A 608-nucleotide genomic window follows, 5' to 3' on the forward strand; every position below is an offset into this window, starting at 1 on the left:
ACCGACTGCGAATGCAGCGACGGCTTCATCTCCTTGCGGGTGAACCAGTCGGCGAACGCCATCGGCAGGAAGTGGCCGACGTCGATCACCTCGGTGGCCTGGCCCTTGATCACGGCCGAGCCGAGAACGCCGGAGGAGGAGCCGCCGACCTCGATGTTGAGGCGTTCCTCGACGATGTCGATGATCTCGTCGACGACGAGGCCCATGGAGCGGCCGTCGTCGGCGAACACCAGGATCGGCTGGGCGCCCTGGGAAGCAATGGTGACGCCTTCCATGGCCACCAGCGGCATCAGCTGCTCGCGGTACTGCACCATGTAGCGGCCGTTCGAGAACTCGATCTTGTCGGCGGGCAGCTCTTCCAGGCGCGTGACGAGGCCGAGCGGAACCGCCTTGGGCTGCGACGAGCCGGCGCGGAACACCAAGAGCGAGGTGGTCTGCTCGCCACTTCCGATGTGATGGCCGGCCGCTTCGTCGCCCATGCCATGGGCCGAGGAGCCGGCGGCGCCGAGCGCCTTGGCGATGCCGTTGGGATCGATGATCATGATGACCGCGCCATCGCCCAGAATGGTGTTGCCGGAGAACATGTCGATGTGACGCAGTTTTGTCGA

General features: G+C 65.6%; 1 protein-coding gene. It reads right to left on the bottom strand.

Annotated features, from left to right (window positions below):
- A partial coding sequence (locus I6F36_RS38605; protein WP_346656718.1) for a chemotaxis protein CheW occupies positions 1-608 on the bottom strand: 608 nt, incomplete at both ends.

The organism is Bradyrhizobium sp. BRP19 (genome assembly GCF_020194195.1).
In the GTDB taxonomy this organism is placed as follows: domain Bacteria; phylum Pseudomonadota; class Alphaproteobacteria; order Rhizobiales; family Xanthobacteraceae; genus Bradyrhizobium; species Bradyrhizobium yuanmingense.